We start from the raw sequence: 15,537 nt of genomic DNA, 5'->3' as shown, positions 1-15,537 counted from the left end.
GTCTTGAGCGAGGCGCTCGCTTAGCCGTCTTCGGTATAGAACAGCAAGGTGAAGGCGGCGAGCGCCGTCAATATCGGCGGCAACCAGGCCGCCACGAAGGGGGGCACCACCTCGGCCGATCCCATGGCGGACGAAAACTGGTTCAGGAAGAAGAAAGCGAAGCCCAGGACAACGGCCGCCACGCTCATCTTCGCCAGGTCGCCCAGACGCATCAGTCGCAACGAAAACGCCGCCGCCAGGATCGACATGGCCGCAAACACCAGGGGGGTGACCAGCAGCTGCTGGAAGCGCAGGCGATAGGCGGTGGAGGCGAAGCCGGCGTCCTCGATTCGCTGGATCTGATTCGGCAATGACCAGAAGGGCGTCGATTGGGGGCGGGCGAACCGCTCGAAGGCCTCTTCATCCGCCAGGCTGGAGAGGAGGTCGAGGCTGGAATAGGTCACGGCGCGCTGGCCGATGCTGGCGCCCACCGCATCGGTCAACCGCCAGCGGCCGGCGCTGAGAGCGGCGGACCGGGCGTCGATCCGTTCCGAAAAGTCCCGGTTGCCCTCTGCATCGGTCGTGTAGATGAAGAAGGTGACATCCAGCAGCCGGGCGTTGGCGCGGTCCTGCCGCCCGGCGCGAATGATCATCTGCCTCTGGTCGTCGCCCTCGCGCAGCCAGATGGCGTCGTTGGAACTGGCGCCGGGGGCTGTTCCGGAGATGCGCGCCCGTTCGCGCTGCCACAGGCCGTCGCCGGCCGAAGCGAGCGGGCCCAGAACGGTCACGGTCAGAACCCCCAGGACCAAGGCCATGCCTGCAGCCGGCAGCACGAACCGCCAGGCCGAAACGCCCGCCGCCCGCATGGCCACCAGTTCGCTGCGCCGATTCAGGCCGATATAGGCGGCCAAGGTTCCGAACAGGAAGACGAAGGGCAGAAGCTGAACGATCACCGACGGCGACTTCAGGGCTACGAGGCCCAGGATACGCAGGGCGGACAGGTCCTGATCCGAACCCACGCCGCGCGACACCTCGACGAAGTCGATAAGCATGACCAGGGCGGAGATCACGGCCAGGGCCACGCCCAGGGAACGAAGCTGCTGGATCAGCACATAGCGTTCGATCCGCCCCAGCCGAGGCAGGCGCAATCGGGAAGGCGAGAGAAGGGCCAGGGTCATGCGAATCTCGCGCGCAGCCGGTCGATGACCGGCGACTTTCGGCGCTTGCGGGGCTTGAGGGCGCGGAACAGCAGCCGCACGGCCGCTGCGACGACGATCAGGGGCGCCAGATACTGCAGGATGTTCATCCACGGGTTCCAGGCGCTGGCGGCCACCAGTCCGTAGCCGATCACCCGGACCAACAGGAAGACGCCCGCCGCCTTGGCGATCCGCAGCGAATAGCCGGTGCGGCTGAACGATCCGCCCATGATGGCGGCCAGGGCCATGGCCATGGCGACAAGGGCGTAGAGCGGGGCGGCGATGCGGGCGTGGGCCTCGGCCAGCAGCTCGCCGCGCGAGCCGGCGGTCTCCAGCACGCGGGGCGAGGGGTTCAACAACTGGCGAAGATAGAGGTCGGCCGGCTTGTAGCGAATCTGCTCGGTCACGCCGGAGAACTGGCCCAGGGGGAAGTCGTATCTGTCAAAGGACAGTGTCTCGAGCACGCCGCGCGACGAATATTTCTGCCAGGAACCGTCGATCATGGTGAGAACCGGCTCATTGGCGGCGTCACGACCGAAACGCGCCTCGGCGGCGCTCCAGTTCTGGGTCGACTTGCCGTCATCGAGGTAGACGAACAGGTTTTTCAGAAGGCCGTTCTGTTCGATCTGCTGGACATAGACGGTCAAGCCGTCCGGTCCCTGGACGAACTGGCCCTCCTCGACCAGCAGGGCCGCCAGGTCCGTGCGAATGGCGAAAGCCTGGTTGCGGGCTTCACGCTGGGCCCACGGCTGGGCGAACAGGGTCATCACGAGATTCAGAATCAGCACGAGGAACGCCAGTCGCGCCGCGGGCGAGATTACCTGCCATCGCGTCATTCCGCCGGCGAAGGCCGCCGTCAGTTCCTGCTCGCGCTGCATTCGGGTCAGGGCGATGAGGGCGCCGACGAACAGACCGATCGGCAGGATGACCGCCAGCAGCTGGGGCAAGGCCAGCAGGGTCAGTTTCACCATGACCCACACGCTCTGGCCGCGTTCGACAATGACTTCCAGTTGGTCGAGGCTTTGGCTCAGAATTCCGATTCCAGCCAAGGAAGCGCAGGCCGCAACCACGGGCAGCGAGATCTGGCGGAAAAGGTATCTTTGAATCAGGGTCATGGGCGGATGGACTTCGCCCGGTTGCAGGCGGCGATAATGAGGCGCATCTAGTAGCACAGGAGGGCGCGTCCGCGACAAGCAGACGCGCCGTTTGTCTTTTTCTTCCGTTGTAAACGCCGGGTGGGGCCTGGCTGGAGTCACTGTATGAAGATCGAGTTCGTCGCTGCCGTGGACGCCGCTGAAATTCTCGCCGTGCCGGTTCATGAGGACCGCACGCTTGCCGGTTCAGGCCCGGAACTGGACGCCAAGGCCAACGGCGCCCTGACTAGAGCCATGTCCAAGAGCCGTTTCGTCGGCAAGTCTGGACAGACGCTGAGCATCGCCGCGCCGTCGGGTGTGAACGCCGATTGCGTGTTGCTGGTCGGCGCCGGGGCTGCGGACAAGCTGGACGACCTGGCGGTCGAGGCCTTCGGCGGCGCCGCCTATGCGGCGGTGAAACTGTCGGGCGCCGAGGTTCTGACCATCGACGCCTCGGGCCTGACGCCGGAACAGGCGGCCCGCGTTGGCTTCGCCGCCCGTCTGGCCGCCTATCGGTTCGACAAGTACCGGACCACCCAGAAGCCCGACAAGATCCCGTCGATCACCGCGATCCGCGTCGTGACGTCGGACCTGCGCGCCGCCGAGGCCGCGCTGGAGCCCCTCTCGGCCGTCGCCGACGGCGTGATCTTCGCCCGCGACCTGGTGTCCGAACCCGCCAACGTCCTGTACCCGGCCGAGTTCGCCAAACGCGTCAAGGCGCTGGAAAGCCTGGGTCTTGAGGTCGAAATCCTCGGCGAGGCCGAGATGGAGACGCTGGGCATGCGCACCCTTCTGGGCGTCGGCCAGGGCAGCCGTCGCGAAAGCCAGTTGGCGGTCATGAAGTGGAACGGCGGCGAGGCCGGCGGCCAGCCGATCGCCTTCGTCGGCAAGGGCGTCTGCTTCGACACCGGCGGCATCTCGATCAAGCCGGCCGACGGCATGGAAGACATGAAGTGGGACATGGGCGGCGCGGCCGCCGTGACCGGAACCATGATCGCCCTGGCCGGCCGCAAGGCCAAGGTCAACGCCGTCGGCGTGCTGGGTCTGGTCGAGAACATGCCGGACGGCGACGCCCAGCGTCCGGGCGACGTGGTCGTGTCGATGTCGGGTCAGACGGTCGAGGTGATCAACACCGACGCCGAGGGCCGCCTCGTCCTGGCCGACGCCCTCTGGTACACGCAGCAGCGTTTCAAGCCGAAATTCATGATCGACCTGGCCACCCTGACGGGCGCCATGATCGTGGCCCTGGGCCTGGATTACGCCGGCGTCTTCTCCAACTCGGACGCGGTGGCCGATCCGATCCTGGCGGCGTCGAAGAAGGTGGGCGAGAATTTCTGGCGGATGCCGATCCCCGACATCTATGAACAGCACATCGACTCGAAGATCGCCGATGTGAAGAACACCGGCAACGGCCGCGCCGGCGGTTCGATCACCGCCGCCCTGTTCCTGCAGCGCTTCACCAACGGCGTGCCGTGGGCGCACCTGGACATCGCCCCGACCGCCTGGGCCAACAAGAGCCCCAGCCCCACCGTGCCGGAAGGCGGCGTCGGCTTCGCCGTGCGCACGCTGGATCGCATGGTGGCCGACGCCTACGAAGCCTGAGTTCCGGACGGTAGAGCCGGATGAGCGGCAAGCCCGAAATCTGGTTCTACCATCTGGAGCGTTCCACGCTGGACCAGGTGCTGCCGACCCTGCTCGAGAAGACCCTCGAGCGGGGCTGGCGCGCCCTGATCAAGTCGGCGCACGCCCATCGGCTGGACGATGTCGATGAGCGGCTGTGGAGTTTTCATGATGAGAGTTTCCTGCCGCATGGCCGGGCCGATCAGCCCCATGCGGATCGCCAGCCTGTGCTGCTGAGCGAATCGGGAGAGAACCTGAACGGCGCTCAGGCGCTGTTCATCGTCGACGACGCAGAACTGGGCGTGACGGAAGGGTTTGAACGATGCTTCATCATTTTCGACGGTCGGGACGAGCCGGCGCTGCAACACGCGCGCGGGCGCTGGAAGACGCTGAAAGAACAGGGCGCCAATCTGGCCTATTGGCGTCAGACGGACGAAGGGCGCTGGGAAAAGGCGGCCTGATCGCCGGGTTCGTGGGACTGGGTCTGCTGGCGGCCTGTTCGACGCCCGTCGCCGACCAGCCGGCGCCCCGCACGGTCGAACGCGCCCAGCTGAACCCGCCGGTCGGCAGCCGTATGCCGACCGGACAGACGACCGACATCTGCAAGGCCGGCGAAATGCAGTATCTGGTCGGCAAGTCCCGGACCGAGATTCCCGTGCCGGTGGATGTGGTGAACCGCCGCGTCACCTGCACCACCTGTCCTGTCAGCCAGGACTATTCGGCCTATCGGCTGAACATCTTCTACAACGCCGACACCGGCATCATCGAACAGGTCCGCTGCGGCTAGGCCGTGACGGACCCTGGAGACGACCATGAAGACCGCCTTCATCCTGAGTTCCCTGATGGCCGCCGGACTTGCGCTGTCGGCCTGCGCCCAAACGCCCGCAACGCCCCCAGCGCCGGGCGGCGAGACCGCCTTCAAGGCCTGCAGGGTCGAGGATTACCAGGCCTATGTCGGGCGCAATCGTTCGACGCTGCCCGCCGCGCCGCAAGGGCAGAGCTTCAGGGTGCTGTGCACCACCTGCGCCGCGACCATGGACTATCGCGAGAACCGGGTGAACTTCGTCTATGACGAGGCGTCGGGCGTGATCCAGCAGGTGAAGTGCGGCTGAGGCGTCAGCGCCCGACCGTATCACCGGGCCACAGGGGGCCGCTGAACCGTCTGGCCAGATAGTCCATCAGGGCCGTGACCCGCGCCGGTCGCGGCCCGCCGCCCGGCGCGACCAGGTGCAGGGCGATGGGCGCCAGTCGCCAGTCGCTCATCACCGTCTCCAGATGACCGTCGGCGACGTCCTTCCAGTAGATGAAGTCCGGCTGAGGGAAGACTCCCAGGCCCGCGCAAAGCGAGGCGGTCAGGGCGTCTGAGTTGTTGGCCCGAAGCGGGCCGCGCGGTCGGACCGACACTTCCTCCCCCGCGTCATTGATGAACCGCCAGACGTCGGGGGTGGGCATATAGGCGTATCCGAGACAGGCATGACGTTCCAGATCGTGCGGATGGGTCGGGCGGCCGCGCTGGGCCAGATAGTCCGGCGAGGCCACCAGCCGGCGCTCGACAGGCCTCAGGCGACGCGCCGTCAGGGAGGAATCCGGCAGGGTGGCGATGCGCAGGGCGCAATCGAATCCGCCGCCGACCAGGTCGATCACCTCGTCCGACAGATGCAGGTCGACAGAGACGTCGGGATGGGTGGCCAGAAACTCGGGCAGGGCGGGGGCGACATAGGCCATGCCAAAGGACATGGGGGCGGCCACCCGCACGAGGCCGCGCGGCGTTACCGACATGTCCAGGGCCTCCGACACCGCCCCCTCGGCCTCGGCCAGCATCAGGCCCGCGCGCGCCGCCAGGGTCCGACCCGCGTCGGTCAGGGAGAAGCGGCGCGAGGTCCGGTGCAGCAGGGTGGTCTTCAGCTGCTGCTCCAGCCGTGTAACCGCCTTGGACACGGTCGCCTTGGACATTCCCATTACGTCGGCCGCGCCGGAAAAGGACTGGGCCTCCGCCACCTTGGCGAAGATGGCGATGGCCTCGAGGTCGGGCAGGCGGGACATGGCGGCCTCTGCGTTGGAAACGATGAGTTTCAGGTGTTTCTATTTCTGTTCGGTCGTCGATCTCTATCTTGGCGTCAAGTCAATGACGCCGGGACGGCCCGGCCTGAGGATAGACCGATGATCGAGCGTAGACCGTTTGAATCGCTGGGCGGCGCCAACCATGGCTGGCTGAACGCCAAGCATCACTTCTCCTTCGCCAACTATTATGATCCCAAGCGGATGAGCTGGGGCAATCTGCGGGTCTGGAACGACGATGAAATCGCCGCCGGCACCGGTTTCCCGCCCCATCCGCACGCCGATATGGAGATCATCACCTATGTCCGCGACGGGGCCATCACCCATGAGGACAGCCTGGGCAACAAGGGCCGCACCGTGGCCGGGGACGTCCAGGTGATGAGCGCGGGCACCGGCATCCGTCACTCGGAATACAACGCCGAGCCCGATCTGACCCGGATCTTCCAGATCTGGATCGAGCCGACCAAGCGTGGCGAGGCGCCCAGCTGGGGCACCAAACCCTTCCCCAAAGGCGAACGTTCGGGCCAGTTCGTGGTCCTGGCCTCGGGCTTTGCAGGTGATGCGGACGCCTTGTCGATCCGCACCGACGCCCGGATCGTGGCGGCGACCCTGAACGCCGGCGACAGCGCCGACTACGCCCTGGGATCGAACCGCCGCGCCTATCTGGTTCCGGCCAAGGGCGAGATCGAAGTCAATGGCGTTCGCCTGAACGCCCGCGACGGCGCTGCGATCGCCCAGGAGGATGTCGTGACCGTCAGGGCGATCTCGGACGCCGAGGTCGTGCTGGTGGACGCGGCCTGACGACGAACGGCGCCGGGCGGGACGAACCTGCCCGGCGCCGTCATTCGCCCGTTTCTGAGATCAGAGTCCGGCGGCCCAGTCTGTGGCGCGGACCAGGCTGTCGACAATGCCCGGCTCCGACGAGGCGTGGCCGGCGTCGGCGACGATGTCCAGCTTCGCCTCGGGCCAGGCCCGGTGCAGGGACCAGGCGCTGGCGATCGGGGTGACGACATCGAACCGGCCCTGGGCGATCCAGCAGGGGATGTGGCGCATCCGGTCCACATTCTTCACGATCCAGCCATCCTCGGGGAAGAAGCCCGCGTTGGTGAAGAACCAGTTCTCGATCCGGGCGAAGGCGACCGCAAATTCGGGTTCGGCGAACTTGTCCGGCCTGGCGTTGGGGCCCTCGACGCTGACCGTCTCGCCTTCCCAGCTGGACCAGGCGACCGCGCAACGTTCGCGGTCGGCGACGTCGTCACCGATCAGCCGCTTGTAATAGGCGCCCATCAGGTCGCCGCGTTCGGCTTCGGGTATGGGGGCGACGAACCTTTCCCAGGCGTCCGGGAAGATCATCGAGGCGCCGTCCTGATAGAACCAGTGCAACTCCTTCCTGGTCAGCAGGAAGATGCCACGCAGAACCAGGGCCAGGACGCGCTCAGGATGAGTGATGGCGTAGGCCATGGACAGGGTCGAGCCCCAGGACCCGCCGAACACCACCCATTTGTCGACGCCGCACCGTTCCCGCAGCCGCTCAATGTCCTCGATCAGGGTCCAGGTGGTGTTGTTTTCCAGCGAGGCGTGGGGGCGGGATTGGCCGCAGCCGCGCTGATCGAACATGATGATCCGATACTGGGCCGGATCGAAATAGCGGCGCATGCCGGGATTGACGGCGCCGCCGGGTCCGCCGTGCAGCACCAGAACCGGCCGGCCCTGCGGATTGCCGCTTTCCTCGTAATAGATTTCGTGGACGCCGTCGGTGGTCATCCAGCCTGAGGCGAAGGGTTCGATCTCGGGGTAGAGTTCGCGACGCGGCTCGACGGGCGTGGGGAAGGCCATGCTTGCGAGGTCTTTCTATTGGGCCCGTATGCGGCCGTACTGAGGGTTAGGAACGAAATGCCGCAAAGGCCAGGCAAAGCCAACCGGCGATCATGAGCAGGCCGCCGATCGGAGCGACGGCGCCCATGACGGGCAGACTGAGCAGGGCGACGAAGGCCAGGGCGAGCGAGAACACAAGTCCGCCCGCCGCGCCCAGCCAGCCGGCGATCCGCGCCCATCGACCGCCGCCGGTCCACAGGGTGCAGGCCAGGGCGAAGACGGCGTGGGCCAGTTGATAATGGGCGCCGGTGGACAGCAGCGTCTTGACCTGCGGCCCGGCGCCATGGGCCGCAAAGGCGCCCAGGGCGACGGCAAGAGCCCCGTTCAGGGCGGCGAAGACGATCAGATTGCGACTCGGTGTCATGCAAGGAACCTAGCCTGACGAATCCGGGAAGTCTGCTATGCGCGGGCGATGGAATTGGGATCCAGATCGCGCGCGGCGCTGCAATATGTCCTGATGTTCGGCGGATTGGGCGTCAGCCTGCCCTACGCCGGCCTCTGGATGCGCGCCCAGGGACTGAGCGGGGCGGAGATCGGCGTCCTTCTGGCCGCCCCCATGCTGGGACGGCTGATCACGGGGCCTGCCCTGGCCGTCTGGGCCGACGGCTTTCGCTATCGCCGCACGCCTATAGCCCTTCTCGCCGCCCTGGCCGGCCTGGGATACGGAGCGGCGGGTCTGTCCGAAGGATTCGCGGCCTGGGCGGTCTGCTGGTTCATCGGCGCGACAGGCGCGGCGGCGATCATCCCGCTGACGGACGTTCTCACCCTGAGACTGGCCCGTCGTGAAGGATTCAGCTTCGCCGTGCCGCGCGGTTTCGGCTCCGCCGCCTTTGTCGCGACCAATATCGCCGTGGGGTTCGTCCTGCGGGCGACGGGGCCCGAGGCGGTCATCGTCGGCGTGATCCTGGCCTGTCTGGGCATAGCGGTCGTAGCCTGGCGGGTGCTGCCCGCCGAGCCGGTGCATGACGGCCCTCCGATCCCCGGCTGGGATCGGTTTCGGGGCATGGGGCGGCTGTTGAAAGATCCCGTTCTGGTGACGGCCCTGGTCGCCATAGGCGCGGTGCAGGCGGCCCATGCCTTCTACTATGGTTTCTCCGCGATTGTCTGGCGGGGGCAGGGGATTGAACCGCATCTGACGGGGCTGTTGTGGGCCTTCGCCGTGGCGGCCGAGATCGGCTTCATGTGGATTGTCGATCCCTGGCGTCGTCGTCGCGGAATTGGAGCCTGGCCGCTGCTGGCGCTCGCTGCGGCGGCGGCCGTGCTGCGCTGGGGGCTGATGGCGGCGGCGCCCCCGTTGTGGATCCTGTGGCCGCTCCAGGCGCTGCACGCCCTCAGTTTTGCGGCCAGCTATCTGGCCGGGATCGAACTGATCGAACGGCTGGCCCCACGCGACAGCCAGACGGCGGCCCAGACCCTGAGCTCGACCCTGTCGGCGGGGGTGTTGATCGGTCTGGCGACCCTGGCGAGCGGTCCGCTGTACGACGCCTATGGCGCGGGCGGATATCTGGCGATGGCCGGCCTGGCCGGATTGGGCCTGATCGCCGTCATGGCCTTGAAGCCGATGCTGGTTGCTCGGGCTAGGTTCGAGGCGACAGGGCCATATGGCCGGCCATGATCGAGGCGGCGGCCTTGACCGCCTTCTTCACCGCCGTCTCATCGGCGGACGCCGGAGACCGCAACAGGCCCACGGCGGGGGTGTGCGGTCCATCGTCGAGGTCGGCGAGGATGCGATAGAGCAGATAGGAGCCCGCATCGTCCTCAGCCTCTGACGAGGCCTCGGCGGGCAGGCCGGAGGCGTGAAGGGCGCGCAGGATGTCGGCGACGGGAGCGGTGGTGCGGGCCACGCCCGGACCGGTGACAGACAGACGGTCCTTTCGGTCCAAGGCCCTGTTTTCAGCCCGCATCTGGATGCGGAAGGCGGCGCCCTTGTGCGTGCGACCGACCAGGAGAACGGCGCGGCAGCGGCCGTCTTTCAGATCCGCGCCCAAGGTGTCGGCCAGGGCGTCCGGATCGCCCATGGACACCCGGATCGTGCGGGCCCCCGGGGGACTCCAGGCTTCGCCGGAGAGATCCTCGACCAGATCCCAGCCGGAATCGCCGTCATAGGTGCAGATCGCGATTCCGGGGCGTCGGTCAGGCCGGTTGGGGCCTTCGGTCTCGTTCGTCATTTCGACCTTAAACCCCGCCCACCGCGTGACGTTTTCGTGACCGAGGCAGGTGGCTCGAACTTGGGTCCGCCGTCAAGCCTCAACCGAGGTCTCCAACGGCCGCGTCCAACAGCATGAAGGCGCGACCCCCGTCAGAGGCGAGGCGGTTCTGCACGGCCTGAGCGTCGCCGCTGCGCGCGTAGGTGGATATGTCCTGAGAGAAGACGGCCACATAGCGCTCGGCGTCGGCGCGCAGTTCGGGGTCGCTGAGCACACGGCGCGAGACGCTGCGGACGGCGGCCGGCGCCACACGGCGCACGATGCGACGCGCGCCGTCGGCGTCGCCGTCGCCCAGCATACGCGCCGCCTCTTCCACGCGTGAACGGGGCAGGAGCGCATTGGGATCGACGCCCATGCGGCGGATCGCGGCCGCGACCCGGTCCGACAGGGCGGCGGTTTCCGCAGGGCTGGCCGTCGGCGTGTCCAGATCCAGAGGCGGATCGTCGCGGCCGCCGGACACCAGATCGTTCCAGTCGAGGCCGGCGTCCGGCGCGGGCGCAGCGCGCGGCGTTTCCGTCGGGGCCAGACGCAGACGATTGCGAAGCCCGAAGCCCCTGTCGGCCGCCCTGTCTTCCGGCGAGGGCTCGGTCGGCGTGGCGCTTCGCGGCTGCCGATGGCGTTCCGGCTCAGGCGGAAGCTCGCGAATACGGCCGGTCGGGGCGTCGCCCGAGACCACCCCCATCAGGCGCACGGCCTCGGTCAGCATGTCATAGTTGCGGCGGACCCGTTCCTGGAAGCCGACATCCAGGGCCTCCGTGTCTTCGGCGGCCTTGCGTGAGGCGGCGGCGAGGGACGCCAGGCCTTCCTCCACGCTCGCGCGGACGGCGTCGACGCGGGCGCGCGCCTGTTCCGGCAGACGCGCGGCGCGTTCGTCCACATCGGCGACGGCGGTGTCGATCTCGGACAGAGCGGAGTTAAGGCGGTCCACCAGGCTTTCCAGCCGTTTGACCATCCGCTCGCCGGCCTCGTCCACCAGGCCCGAGGTCTCGCCGACGATGCGACGGGCATCCTCGATACGGGCGTCGGCGGCCTGATCGGCCTTTTGGGCCGCCTCGAACAAGGCCTCGCCCAGCCGGTCGGCGCGCAGTCGCGCCTGTTCGGCGGCGTCGGCGGCGGCGGCGCGGGAATCTTCGGCCGTGGCGCGCATCTGTTCCAGCGCCCGGCGGGTTTCCTCCATCAGGGTGTCGCGGGCGTCGGCGGCCAGGGCCTCGAACCGATCCAGCGAAACCTTGGTTGCGGCGTCGAAACCGTCGGCCTCGCGTTGGGACATGTCCACCAGGGCGCGGAACTGGTCGCCGGCGGCTTCCAGGATTTCGCGCAGGCTCTCGATCGACGTCTGAGAGGTCCGGCCCATTTCATCGGCGGCTGTGCGTGTCGCCGACAGATTTTCGACGAACTGGGCCCGCTGGCTCTCGACCTGGGCGGAGAAGTCTTCCTGATCGGTGCGCAGGGCGTAGGCGGCCGTGACCAGGGCGGCGCGCTGCTGGCTCAGCCCCTGTTCGACCGACTGGATCTGTTCGGCCACGCCGGAGCCGGCGTTTTCCAGCCGTATGGTCTGGCGGGCCAGGTCGTCGGCGGCGACGCGGGCGGCGTCCTGGGCCTCGCCGGCCGCGGCGGCCAGATCGGCGGCGCGAGCCGCCAGGGCGGCCTCGGCCTCGCGGAGCTGGGCCTGGGCCAGGTCGGAGGCGTCGGCGACCATTCGCGACTGCCGCTCGACCGCATCGATGACGCCTGTGGCCTGGCTGTCGAGATGGACCCCCAGGGTCTGCATCTGATCACGCTCGCGAGCGAGGTTTTCGGTCAGGCGACGCGCCGTGCGGGCGGCGTTCTCGGCGGCTGCGTTCAGGCGATCCGTCTCCTCGGCCAGGGCCTGGCGCAAAAGGACCATGTCGTTGCGGGCGCGTTCGGCCGCGAGGGCTGCGTGGTCGATATCGGTCCGCAGGGAATTCAGCACCTGGCCGGTCTGCTGGGCGGCCAGGGCGGTGGGGGCGACCAGGGCCTCGGCCATATCGCGGGCGCGCCGTGTCTCGGCGGCCAGACCGGCGCCCTGGCGTACGGCGTGGGCCAGCATTATGGCGAGGCCGGCCGGCGCCAGCGCCATCAGGGCGTAGATGGCGAAGCGCAACGGATCCAGGTCCGCCGCGCCGGAGCCGAACTCATACGCGGCCCATGAAGCGACACCGCCGATCCACAGGGCCGAGGCCAGGACGGCGATCAGATAGGCGGTCCGGCCGCTCGCGGTCGCTGCAGCACGCGCGGAAACGCTTGATCTCAGGGTTTGAGGCGACGACAGCTCGAACGGCGCCGGGGGCTTGCCTGCGGCCACGGCCATCTCGACAGCGGCGGAAGATTCAAACGTCGGTTCCGGATCGATCTCCGGCGCGACGGACGGGACGACGTCGAGGGATTCGACGGGCGGCGGGGCAGGCTCGGCCTCGGGCAGGGGCTCCGGCTTGGGTTTCAGAGCGGCGGCGGCGCGTTCCTCGGCCTGGCGCGCCTCTTCCGCCAGACGGCGGCGGCGGCGTTCGGACATGGGCCGTTCGGGCGGCCTTACGGGCAGAGGCTCCAACTCCGCATGCGGCTCGGCTTCAATCTCGGGCGTCGGCCCGACCTCGACTTCGATCTCGACGTCAGACGCAGGCGTGTCCGGCATCTCGAGGGGCGGGACGGCCTCGTCGTTGGTCAGTTTAAGCGGCGGCCGGTTACGGGATTTCATCAGGCGTCGAGCTCGATTCATGCGCGTGGCGCGCGAGAACGCGCCGATTCGACCCTAGCGGGTCAAAACCCAAGGTCCAAGCCGTACAGATTCAACAGACGTGGACTGTTCGCGATCAGCAATCGCGCCTGGTATCTGCGCTGAAGGCGGCGGACTTGTCCGGACGGCAGTCTGCGCTGCGATGGACTTCGCGTTCCGCAGGCTGGGACGAATGGATGTCGACGCCGAACTGCGACAGTACGGCAGCCGCCAGCAATGCGATGAAGCCAGCGATCAGTTCCACCAGCGCCTGCATAGACGGCGTCTCCAACAGCCCCCATGGCCGATTGTTTTATGCGCCTGTTTGGCGAACGTCACAATCCCGCCGCGTAAAGATTGACCGGGCGTGGCGTGCATGAAACGGAGAAGAGGAGGGCGTCCGCATCGCGGTGTCATGCGAATCGGGCAGGCAGGCTGAATGACCCAAGACGGCGACAGCTATGACGGCAGTCTGCTGACCCCCGGAGCGGGCGTCTGGCGCAGCGAGATCGCGCACAGGTTTTCCATCCTGATGGAGAACGAAACCTATTTCGACGCGCTGTCCTCCGCCCTCCAGAAAGCTGAACGGTCGATCGTTGTCCTGGGTTGGCAGTTCGACCCCCGCACCCACCTGGATCCGGAGACCCGGCCCGGCGAAAGACAGCATGAGATCGGCCACCAGTTGCGCATGCTGGTGAAGCGCAAGCCGGACCTGGACGTCCGGCTGCTGATCTGGAAGTCGCCTTTGCTGATTGCCGCGTCCCAGGGCTTCTATCCCCACCGCGCCCAGCGCTGGTTCCGCAGGCGGATGGTCGAGTTCCGCATGGACGCGCCTGGCCCAATCGGGGCCTGTCACCACCAGAAGGTCATCGTCATTGACGACCGCGTCGCCTTCTGCGGCGGGGGCGACATCTCGACGGATCGTTGGGATTCTGTCGAACATCTGGACGGAGATCCGCGTCGCGCCCTGCCGAACGGCGTGATCTGCAAGGCCCGGCATGAGGTGATGTGCGTGATGGATGGGCCGGCCGCGCGCGCTCTGGGCGATCTGGCGCGCGAACGCTGGTTCAAGGCGACCTGGGAACGGACCGTGCCGGACGAGGTCGAGAGCGATCCCTGGCCTGACGGCGTGCCGGTGCAGATGACCGAGGCGCCGGTCGGCATCGCCCGCACCGAACCCAAGTGGAGCGGCCGCCACGAGGTGCGTGAAAACGAGGCCTTGCACCTGGAGGCGATCCGGCGGGCCAAACGACTGATCTATTTCGAGAACCAGTATTTCACCTCGCCGATCATCGCCGCCGCCCTGGCCGAGCGCCTGGCCGAGGTCGACGGCCCGGAAGTGGTTGTCGTCTCTACCGGCAAGAGCCCCAGCTGGTTCGACAGCATGACCATGGATACGGCCCGCGCCGAGGTGTTGTACCGGCTTGAACAGGCCGACAAATACAATCGGTTCTTCGCCTTCGCGCCTTTGACGGCGGAGGGCGACCGCATCATCGTTCACGCCAAGGTGTCGATCATCGATGATCGGCTGTTGCGGATCGGATCGTCCAATCTGAACAACCGGTCGATGGGGCTGGACACCGAATGCGACGTCGCGGTCGAGCCGACCGATGCGGCCGGCCGCGCGGTCATCGTCCATCATCGCCATCGCACCATCGGTCACTGGATCGGCGTCCCAGCTCAGGATTTTGCGGCTGTGGAGGGGGTGCTGGGGTCGACGGGCGCGGCCATCAGCAGTTTCGGCAGTGACCGGCTCAAGTCCTTGGGTTCGGATCCGCCGACGCGGATCCAGCGGATCTTCGCCGAATGGCAACTGGGCGACCCCACCTCATCGACCGACGCCTGGCGGCCCTGGAAAAGGCTGAACCGTTCGCACCGCACGCGGCCCGCGTCGGAAGGCGGCCAGGCCCCCGGCTAGGGGCCTCGTCCTAGCGGGACGGCTGGACGATCTCGAAGTCGATGATCAGCGGCAGGTGATCCGAGGCGACCCGAGCCAGGGGCGAGAAGTCCGCCTTGACCCCTGTGATGCGGATCTCCGGGCTGACGAAACAATGGTCGATACGGATGGCGGGGAAGCCCGAGGGGAAGGTCTTGACCGACGGCTTCAGGTTCAAAAGGCGCTGACAATCGCCCAATCGGCGCGCCAGCGTCTGGTAGGGCCGGGTGATCGAAGTGGCGTTGAAGTCGCCTGCCAGCAGGGTGGGGCCGGTGCAGCCGGCCAACCAGCCGTCGCCCGCAAGGGCCGCCGCCTGCAGGCGTTGTTCACGCGGGACCAGGCCCAGATGGGTGGTCAGCACATTGACCCCGACGCCGTCGATCTGGATCTCGGACCAGATGGCGCCGCGCGGCTCCAGGCCGGGGATGCCGCGCACCGTCGGCAGGGCGTCGGCGCGGATCAGCTTGTCCGGATGCGGCGTCAGAATGGCGTCGCCATACAGTTCGGCCTCGACCCTCATGGCCGGATGGAACCGCGAGGTCATGGCCAGGCCTTCGGCGATGGCTTCGGCCTGATCCACCTTGCCGGTGCGGGCCCGGCCCACGTCCAGCTCCTGAAGGCAGACGATGTCGGCTTCGTGTTCGCCGATCACGGCGACGATGCGATCGACATCCAGACGCTTGTCCGTCCCGACGCAGCGATGGACGTTATAGGTCAGAAGGCGGGGCATGATTTCCCAGGGACGTGTCCGAATCCAGCGGACGGCTAGGCCTTTTGGCCGCCGATTGCGACCCCTGTG

16 protein-coding genes are annotated in these 15,537 nt (G+C 67.5%); 7 read left to right on the top strand and 9 right to left on the bottom strand.

All coding sequences use genetic code 11. The features are described 5' to 3' along the window. Window positions 1-20: 20 nt before the first annotated feature. Complete coding sequence (gene lptG, locus AC1RSI_RS04250) at window positions 21-1,157, bottom strand: LPS export ABC transporter permease LptG (protein ID WP_052005010.1); 1,137 nt, start codon at window positions 1,155-1,157, stop codon at window positions 21-23. Continuing rightward, complete coding sequence (locus AC1RSI_RS04245; protein ID WP_035308460.1) at window positions 1,154-2,290, bottom strand: LptF/LptG family permease; 1,137 nt, start codon at window positions 2,288-2,290, stop codon at window positions 1,154-1,156. The genes lptG and AC1RSI_RS04245 overlap by 4 nt, the downstream gene beginning before the upstream one ends. 144 nt (window positions 2,291-2,434) lie before the next feature. Between AC1RSI_RS04245 and AC1RSI_RS04240 the strand changes: the two genes are divergently transcribed. From AC1RSI_RS04240 to AC1RSI_RS04225, 4 genes are read left to right on the top strand one after another with little or no spacing between them, the layout of a single operon-like run. Further along, window positions 2,435-3,910 (top strand): leucyl aminopeptidase, encoded by a 1,476-nt coding sequence (locus AC1RSI_RS04240; RefSeq protein WP_154725400.1) that lies wholly within the window; start codon window positions 2,435-2,437, stop codon window positions 3,908-3,910. Between the two features lie 20 nt (window positions 3,911-3,930). Then, a complete protein-coding gene (locus AC1RSI_RS04235) occupies window positions 3,931-4,389 on the top strand; it encodes a DNA polymerase III subunit chi (protein WP_035308464.1) in 459 nt (152 codons plus the stop codon). An 11-nt stretch (window positions 4,390-4,400) separates the two neighbouring features. Then, complete coding sequence (locus AC1RSI_RS04230; RefSeq protein WP_008259400.1) at window positions 4,401-4,715, top strand: hypothetical protein; 315 nt, start codon at window positions 4,401-4,403, stop codon at window positions 4,713-4,715. Window positions 4,716-4,740: 25 nt separating this feature from the next. Then, window positions 4,741-5,040, top strand: coding sequence for a hypothetical protein (locus AC1RSI_RS04225; RefSeq protein ID WP_008260357.1), 300 nt, complete (start codon window positions 4,741-4,743; stop codon window positions 5,038-5,040). Between the two features lie 4 nt (window positions 5,041-5,044). On the opposite strand, the gene AC1RSI_RS04220 is transcribed toward AC1RSI_RS04225, so the two are convergent. After that, window positions 5,045-5,971, bottom strand: a complete 927-nt coding sequence (locus tag AC1RSI_RS04220) for a LysR family transcriptional regulator (RefSeq protein ID WP_154725399.1) — start codon at window positions 5,969-5,971, stop codon at window positions 5,045-5,047. Between the two features lie 117 nt (window positions 5,972-6,088). Here AC1RSI_RS04220 and AC1RSI_RS04215 point away from each other — a divergent pair, with 117 nt between their 5' ends. Then, window positions 6,089-6,787 (top strand): pirin family protein, encoded by a 699-nt coding sequence (locus tag AC1RSI_RS04215; protein ID WP_154725398.1) that lies wholly within the window; start codon window positions 6,089-6,091, stop codon window positions 6,785-6,787. 60 nt (window positions 6,788-6,847) lie between these two features. Here AC1RSI_RS04215 and pip read toward each other — a convergent pair whose 3' ends face one another. Next, window positions 6,848-7,822 carry a prolyl aminopeptidase gene (pip, locus tag AC1RSI_RS04210; RefSeq protein WP_008260638.1) on the bottom strand — a complete coding sequence of 325 codons (975 nt, stop codon included), beginning with the start codon at window positions 7,820-7,822 and terminating at the stop codon, window positions 6,848-6,850. Between the two features lie 46 nt (window positions 7,823-7,868). Then, window positions 7,869-8,225 carry a DUF423 domain-containing protein gene (locus AC1RSI_RS04205; RefSeq protein ID WP_008260335.1) on the bottom strand — a complete coding sequence of 119 codons (357 nt, stop codon included), beginning with the start codon at window positions 8,223-8,225 and terminating at the stop codon, window positions 7,869-7,871. 48 nt (window positions 8,226-8,273) lie between these two features. Between AC1RSI_RS04205 and AC1RSI_RS04200 the strand changes: the two genes are divergently transcribed. Next, window positions 8,274-9,476, top strand: a complete 1,203-nt coding sequence (locus AC1RSI_RS04200; RefSeq protein ID WP_035308472.1) for an MFS transporter — start codon at window positions 8,274-8,276, stop codon at window positions 9,474-9,476. On the opposite strand, the gene AC1RSI_RS04195 is transcribed toward AC1RSI_RS04200, so the two are convergent. The 3 genes from AC1RSI_RS04195 to AC1RSI_RS04185 all read right to left on the bottom strand — a co-directional run bounded on the left by AC1RSI_RS04195 (window position 9,439) and on the right by AC1RSI_RS04185 (window position 13,079). Then, a complete protein-coding gene (locus AC1RSI_RS04195) occupies window positions 9,439-10,029 on the bottom strand; it encodes a C15 family peptidase (protein WP_154725397.1) in 591 nt (196 codons plus the stop codon). The two genes, AC1RSI_RS04200 and AC1RSI_RS04195, sit on opposite strands and share 38 nt — an antisense overlap. Window positions 10,030-10,108: 79 nt before the next feature. Further along, complete coding sequence (locus tag AC1RSI_RS04190; RefSeq protein ID WP_230307512.1) at window positions 10,109-12,784, bottom strand: tipN; 2,676 nt, start codon at window positions 12,782-12,784, stop codon at window positions 10,109-10,111. Between the two features lie 115 nt (window positions 12,785-12,899). Continuing rightward, window positions 12,900-13,079, bottom strand: a complete 180-nt coding sequence (locus tag AC1RSI_RS04185) for a hypothetical protein (protein WP_008260729.1) — start codon at window positions 13,077-13,079, stop codon at window positions 12,900-12,902. Between the two features lie 162 nt (window positions 13,080-13,241). Between AC1RSI_RS04185 and AC1RSI_RS04180 the strand changes: the two genes are divergently transcribed. Continuing rightward, complete coding sequence (locus tag AC1RSI_RS04180) at window positions 13,242-14,720, top strand: phospholipase D-like domain-containing protein (RefSeq protein ID WP_154725395.1); 1,479 nt, start codon at window positions 13,242-13,244, stop codon at window positions 14,718-14,720. 10 nt (window positions 14,721-14,730) lie between these two features. Here the strand turns inward: AC1RSI_RS04180 and AC1RSI_RS04175 are convergent, their stop codons facing one another. Continuing rightward, window positions 14,731-15,468, bottom strand: a complete 738-nt coding sequence (locus AC1RSI_RS04175) for an endonuclease/exonuclease/phosphatase family protein (RefSeq protein WP_154725394.1) — start codon at window positions 15,466-15,468, stop codon at window positions 14,731-14,733. Between the last annotated feature and the right edge of the window lie 69 nt (window positions 15,469-15,537).

It is taken from the genome of Brevundimonas sp. GW821-FHT10E09 (assembly GCF_058809375.1).
This window is presented reverse-complemented; position numbering and strand designations above follow the sequence as displayed.